This is a genomic window from Paucibacter sp. DJ2R-2 (assembly GCF_025717675.1).
Lineage (GTDB): Bacteria > Pseudomonadota > Gammaproteobacteria > Burkholderiales > Burkholderiaceae_C > Paucibacter_A.
The window spans coordinates 1-5,751 of sequence record NZ_JAJIRT010000021.1 but is presented as its reverse complement, the minus strand read 5'-3'; the positions used below and the strand labels follow the sequence as shown (position 1 = coordinate 5,751).

Annotated in this window: 2 tRNA genes and 3 rRNA genes; all 5 read left to right on the top strand. The window is 51.3% G+C overall.

Going from position 1 to position 5,751, the window contains the following annotated elements:
- Window positions 1-201: 201 nt before the first annotated feature.
- Window positions 202-1,725 (top strand): 16S ribosomal RNA (locus tag LNV28_RS24860).
- Window positions 1,726-1,922: 197 nt separating this feature from the next.
- Window positions 1,923-1,999: transfer RNA gene (locus LNV28_RS24855), tRNA-Ile, on the top strand.
- A gap of 90 nt (window positions 2,000-2,089) precedes the next feature.
- Window positions 2,090-2,165 (top strand) — tRNA-Ala (locus tag LNV28_RS24850).
- A gap of 337 nt (window positions 2,166-2,502) precedes the next feature.
- Window positions 2,503-5,383 (top strand): 23S ribosomal RNA (locus tag LNV28_RS24845).
- A 242-nt stretch (window positions 5,384-5,625) separates the two neighbouring features.
- Window positions 5,626-5,738, top strand: a 5S ribosomal RNA gene (gene rrf, locus LNV28_RS24840).
- Together the 16S, 23S and 5S rRNA genes with 2 tRNA genes alongside form the textbook arrangement of a ribosomal RNA operon.
- The last annotated feature ends 13 nt before the right edge of the window (window positions 5,739-5,751 follow it).

The window sequence follows — 5,751 nt, the reverse complement described above, 5'->3', positions numbered from 1 at the left end:
GCAAGATGAGCTTCGGTTCTCTTGGTTCTTTAAAAATTAACAGCCGATAAGCGTGGGCGTTTGAAGATGAGTGCTGAATGCAGGCGACTGTATTCAAGTCTCTTGGACTTTAAACGCTCACGGAAAATAGATTTGAACTATGCAGGCTCATGTAAAAGTGAGTTTGAGGTTTAAGTCGATTCCGTTGAGTAAATCAAGATCGAACTGTAGAGTTTGATCCTGGCTCAGATTGAACGCTGGCGGCATGCCTTACACATGCAAGTCGAACGGTAACAGGTTAAGCTGACGAGTGGCGAACGGGTGAGTAATATATCGGAACGTGCCCAGTTGTGGGGGATAACTACTCGAAAGAGTGGCTAATACCGCATGAGACCTGAGGGTGAAAGCGGGGGATCGCAAGACCTCGCGCAATTGGAGCGGCCGATATCAGATTAGCTAGTTGGTGGGGTAAAAGCCCACCAAGGCAACGATCTGTAGCTGGTCTGAGAGGACGACCAGCCACACTGGGACTGAGACACGGCCCAGACTCCTACGGGAGGCAGCAGTGGGGAATTTTGGACAATGGACGCAAGTCTGATCCAGCCATGCCGCGTGCGGGAAGAAGGCCTTCGGGTTGTAAACCGCTTTTGTCAGGGAAGAAACGGCTCGCTCTAATACAGTGGGCTAATGACGGTACCTGAAGAATAAGCACCGGCTAACTACGTGCCAGCAGCCGCGGTAATACGTAGGGTGCAAGCGTTAATCGGAATTACTGGGCGTAAAGCGTGCGCAGGCGGTTATGCAAGACAGATGTGAAATCCCCGGGCTCAACCTGGGAACTGCATTTGTGACTGCATGGCTAGAGTACGGTAGAGGGGGATGGAATTCCGCGTGTAGCAGTGAAATGCGTAGATATGCGGAGGAACACCGATGGCGAAGGCAATCCCCTGGACCTGTACTGACGCTCATGCACGAAAGCGTGGGGAGCAAACAGGATTAGATACCCTGGTAGTCCACGCCCTAAACGATGTCAACTGGTTGTTGGGAGGGTTTCTTCTCAGTAACGTAGCTAACGCGTGAAGTTGACCGCCTGGGGAGTACGGCCGCAAGGTTGAAACTCAAAGGAATTGACGGGGACCCGCACAAGCGGTGGATGATGTGGTTTAATTCGATGCAACGCGAAAAACCTTACCTACCCTTGACATGCTAGGAATCCTGAAGAGATTTGGGAGTGCTCGAAAGAGAACCTAGACACAGGTGCTGCATGGCCGTCGTCAGCTCGTGTCGTGAGATGTTGGGTTAAGTCCCGCAACGAGCGCAACCCTTGTCATTAGTTGCTACGAAAGGGCACTCTAATGAGACTGCCGGTGACAAACCGGAGGAAGGTGGGGATGACGTCAGGTCATCATGGCCCTTATGGGTAGGGCTACACACGTCATACAATGGCCGGTACAGAGGGCTGCCAACCCGCGAGGGGGAGCTAATCCCAGAAAACCGGTCGTAGTCCGGATCGTAGTCTGCAACTCGACTGCGTGAAGTCGGAATCGCTAGTAATCGCGGATCAGCTTGCCGCGGTGAATACGTTCCCGGGTCTTGTACACACCGCCCGTCACACCATGGGAGCGGGTTCTGCCAGAAGTAGTTAGCCTAACCGCAAGGGGGGCGATTACCACGGCAGGGTTCGTGACTGGGGTGAAGTCGTAACAAGGTAGCCGTATCGGAAGGTGCGGCTGGATCACCTCCTTTCTAGAAAATGGTCGAGCAGTGGTTTGTTGCATGCAACAAGTCATGAGCGAGATCCACATGCACTCAGATTGAAGCGCCCACACTTATCGGCTGTATCACAACAGTGAATGAATAGAAGAAGTGAGCCTGTGGAGCTAGCCTCATAGCTGGAAAAGCAGGTAAGCCTCAGATCCGCAGGCCACGAGTGATGAACGCGTGGGTCTGTAGCTCAGTTGGTTAGAGCACCGTCTTGATAAGGCGGGGGTCGCTGGTTCGAATCCAGCCAGACCCACCACGCATACAAAGCTCGTCAGACTAGGCGCGAGATACCGCAGCATAGCAACGCTATGTAAGGTATTGAGTAACGACGTATGGCGAGGTTTGCGGGGGATTAGCTCAGTTGGGAGAGCACCTGCTTTGCAAGCAGGGGGTCAACGGTTCGAACCCGTTATCCTCCACCAAAACTATTCATTCAAGAGTTGGCAAACCAAAGCGTCCAGGAAGGACGTTGTGGTTTGCCAGCCTTTATTGGCTGTTGTTCTTTAACAATTTGTAGAGTCGAATCAGCGTTGTCGACGGAAAGTTTAGTTTCTTCGCGAATCTTCGGATTTGAGGGGCTAGACACCGTGCCGTCGGCAACATTTTGATTGCGTCAAACACAAGACTTCAACTGAGCAAGAAATTGTTTAGGTATGAAGAACGGCGTAACGCGTAAATACTCAATAAACGTATGGACTCATGAATGGGGTCTGTACGAGTTCTTGACCGACAGTGCTGTCAGCGCTGTCAAAGTTATAGGGTCAAGTGACTAAGTGCATATGGTGGATGCCTAGGCGATTACAGGCGACGAAAGACGTGATAGCCTGCGATAAGCTTCGGGGAGCTGGCAAATTAGCTTTGATCCGGAGATTTCTGAATGGGGAAACCCACCCCGCGAGGGGTAACTCTGACTGAATACATAGGTCATTGTGGCGAACCGGGTGAACTGAAACATCTCAGTAGCTCGAGGAAAAGACATCAACCGAGATTCCGAAAGTAGCGGCGAGCGAAATTGGAGTAGCCTTTACGTTTTAGCATCGTGTATATCAGAACGGAATGGAAAGTCCGGCCATAGCGGGTGATAGCCCCGTATGAGAAATGCTGCGGTGTGGAACTAAGCGTAAGACAAGTAGGGCGGGACACGAGAAATCCTGTCTGAATATGGGGGGACCATCCTCCAAGGCTAAATACTCGTAATCGACCGATAGTGAACTAGTACCGTGAGGGAAAGGCGAAAAGAACCCCGGGAGGGGAGTGAAATAGATCCTGAAACCGTATGCATACAAAAAGTAGGAGCCCGCAAGGGTGACTGCGTACCTTTTGTATAATGGGTCAGCGACTTACATTCAGTGGCGAGGTTAACCGAATAGGGAAGCCGTAGAGAAATCGAGTCCGAATAGGGCGAATTAGTCGCTGGGTGTAGACCCGAAACCAAGTGATCTATCCATGGCCAGGATGAAGGTACCGTAACAGGTGCTGGAGGTCCGAACCGACTAATGTTGCAAAATTAGCGGATGAGCTGTGGATAGGGGTGAAAGGCTAAACAAACTTGGAAATAGCTGGTTCTCTCCGAAAACTATTTAGGTAGTGCCTCAAGTATTACCATCGGGGGTAGAGCACTGTTATGGCTAGGGGGTCATGGCGACTTACCAAACCATTGCAAACTCCGAATACCGATGAGTACAGCTTGGGAGACAGAGCACCGGGTGCTAACGTCCGGACTCAAGAGGGAAACAACCCAGACCGCCAGCTAAGGTCCCCAAAATTGGCTAAGTGGGAAACGAAGTGGGAAGGCTAAAACAGTCAGGATGTTGGCTTAGAAGCAGCCATCATTTAAAGAAAGCGTAATAGCTCACTGATCGAGTCGTCCTGCGCGGAAGATGTAACGGGGCTAAGCCAGTTACCGAAGCTGCGGATGTGCAATTTATTGCACGTGGTAGGAGAGCGTTCTGTAAGCCTGTGAAGGTGGGTTGTGAAGCCTGCTGGAGGTATCAGAAGTGCGAATGCTGACATGAGTAGCGTTAAAGGGGGTGAAAAGCCCCCTCGCCGAAAGCGCAAGGTTTCCTACGCAACGTTCATCGGCGTAGGGTGAGTCGGCCCCTAAGGCGAGGCAGAGATGCGTAGCTGATGGGAAACAGGTAAATATTCCTGTACCGATCAATAGTGCGATGTGGGGACGGAGAAGGTTAGCTCAGCCAACTGTTGGAATAGTTGGTTCAAGCGTGTAGTCGTATCCCTTAGGCAAATCCGGGGGAATTAGATGAGGCGTGATAACGAGTCTGCTTGCAGACGAAGTGAGTGATACCCTGCTTCCAGGAAAAGCCACTAAGCTTCAGCTATTGACGACCGTACCGCAAACCGACACTGGTGCGCGAGATGAGTATTCTAAGGCGCTTGAGAGAACTCTGGAGAAGGAACTCGGCAAATTGACACCGTAACTTCGGAAGAAGGTGTGCCTCTAGTATGTGATCCATTGACTTGGTGAGCAGAATGGGGCCGCAGAGAATCGGTGGCTGCAACTGTTTATTAAAAACACAGCACTCTGCAAAGACGAAAGTCGACGTATAGGGTGTGACTCCTGCCCGGTGCTGGAAGATTAAATGATGGGGTGCAAGCTCTTGACTGAAGTCCCAGTAAACGGCGGCCGTAACTATAACGGTCCTAAGGTAGCGAAATTCCTTGTCGGGTAAGTTCCGACCTGCACGAATGGAGTAATGATGGCCACACTGTCTCCTCCAGAGACTCAGCGAAGTTGAAATGTTTGTGATGATGCAATCTCCCCGCGGAAAGACGGAAAGACCCCATGAACCTTTACTGTAGCTTTACATTGGACTTTGAACAGATCTGTGTAGGATAGGTGGGAGGCTTTGAAGTGAGGACGCTAGTTCTCATGGAGCCAACGTTGAAATACCACCCTGGTGTGTTTGAGGTTCTAACCTTGGTCCCTTATCGGGATTGGGGACAGTGTATGGTGGGCAGTTTGACTGGGGCGGTCTCCTCCCAAAGTGTAACGGAGGAGTTCGAAGGTACGCTAAATACGGTCGGAAATCGTGTTGATAGTGCATTGGCATAAGCGTGCTTGACTGCGAGACTGACAAGTCGAGCAGGTACGAAAGTAGGACAAAGTGATCCGGTGGTTCTGTATGGAAGGGCCATCGCTCAACGGATAAAAGGTACTCTGGGGATAACAGGCTGATACCGCCCAAGAGTTCATATCGACGGCGGTGTTTGGCACCTCGATGTCGGCTCATCTCATCCTGGGGCTGTAGCCGGTCCCAAGGGTATGGCTGTTCGCCATTTAAAGAGGTACGTGAGCTGGGTTTAAAACGTCGTGAGACAGTTTGGTCCCTATCTTCCGTGGGCGCTGCAAGATTGAGAGAGCCTGCTCCTAGTACGAGAGGACCGGAGTGGACGCACCTCTGGTGTATCGGTTGTCACGCCAGTGGCATCGCCGAGTAGCTAAGTGCGGAAGAGATAACCGCTGAAAGCATCTAAGCGGGAAACTCGTCTCAAGATGAGTCTTGCCGGGGCCTAGAGCCCCCTGAAGGGTCGTTCGAGACCAGGACGTTGATAGGCTGGGTGTGGAAGCGCAGTAATGCGTTAAGCTAACCAGTACTAATTGCCCGTGAGGCTTGACCCTATAACTTTGACAGTTCGTGAGCGACGCGAGTCGATCACTGACCTGGACAAGGACTATTGAGTAGTCAATGCAAGTTATGTCGTTCTTCAGAAGTCTGTTCATTCAATTGAACGTGTGAACGCAATCAAAATCAAAGCTGATTCGAAGTGCAATACCCGAGATACTCGGGTATACTGCGCAGCTCTACAAATTGGGCCTGTTGAGAGTCTTAGCCATAGAACTCAACAAGCCAACCAGTTAAGCCTGATGACCATAGCGAGGCGGTCCCACTCCTTCCCATCCCGAACAGGACAGTGAAATGCCTCAGCGCCGATGATAGTGCGGGTTCCCGTGTGAAAGTAGGTCATCGTCAGGCTAATATTTAAGCA